The organism is Variovorax glucosi (genome assembly GCF_051216695.1).
Taxonomy (GTDB): domain Bacteria; phylum Pseudomonadota; class Gammaproteobacteria; order Burkholderiales; family Burkholderiaceae_C; genus Variovorax.
Genome location: NZ_JBPJZE010000442.1, coordinates 1 through 1,014, shown reverse-complemented (window position 1 = coordinate 1,014; position 1,014 = coordinate 1). Strand labels below are relative to the sequence as shown.

Annotated in this window: 1 protein-coding gene; it reads right to left on the bottom strand. The window is 70.3% G+C overall.

The genetic code is table 11. The annotated features are described in order from the left end of the window. Positions 1-1,014: AMP-binding protein (locus ACSFA3_RS26360; protein ID WP_435508241.1), on the bottom strand; the 1,014-nt coding region annotated here is incomplete at both ends.

Genomic DNA, 1,014 nt, shown 5'->3' with positions numbered 1-1,014 from the left:
CCACCCACCACCAGCGTCTGCAGGTGCGGGAATTCGCCGTGCGGCAGGGTGGCCAGCGCGGCCGGCGGAATCAGCGCATGGCTCACGGCCTGCCTGTCGAGCAGCTCGGCCAGGTCCGTGCCCAGCAGTTGCTGCGCGCCCGGCACCACCAGCGCGGCTCCGGCGTGGAAGGCCATCAGCAGGTCCATCACCGAAGCGTCGAAGCCGCTGGAAGAAAACTGCAGCACACGCGAGTCGTCGCCGATGGCGAAGCGCTGCGCCATTGAAGCGCCAAGACTGCTCAGGCCCGCATGCGGCACCACCACGCCCTTGGGCAGACCCGTGGAGCCGGAGGTGTAGATGACGTAGGCGGCATCGCGCGGATCGACCGCTCGCGACTGCGCCACCGGGTCGTCCGACTGGATCGCCAGCGCGGCGACCGTTTCGTCGCTGTCGAGCGCCAGGCAATGCGGAATGCCGGCCAGCTCCGGCAGCAGCGATGCATGGGTCAGCACGCCCGCAGGCGCCGCCTCCGCGAACACGAAGGTGCTGCGCCCTGCCATGTGGTTCGGGTCGATGGGCAGGTAGGCCGCGCCTGCCTTCACGATGGCCAAGTGCGCCACGACAAGGTCGAGCGAACGCGGCAGCACCGTCGCGACGATGGCACCGGCACCGATGCCCCGGCCCCGCAGCAGGTGCGCAAGCCGGTTGGCCCGCACGTCGAGCGCGGCGTAGCTGACCGTCGCGTCGTCGAGCACCACCGCAGCTGCATGCGGACGCGCGGCGGCATGCGACTCCACCATGGCGGCCAGCGAGAGCGGCGCGATGTCGAGCGTGCTGCCGCTCCAGTCGGCGAGCAGGCGCCGGTTTTCCTCTTCGCTCAGGATGTCTAGGCTGCCCAGCGCGGCGTCTGGCGCATCGCAAGCCTGCTCCAGCAAGCGCACCAGTCGCGCCGCAATGGCTTCGACGGTGCCGCGGTCGAACAGGTCGGTGCTGTACTGGATGCCGCCGGCAATGCCGCCTGGCAGACCATCG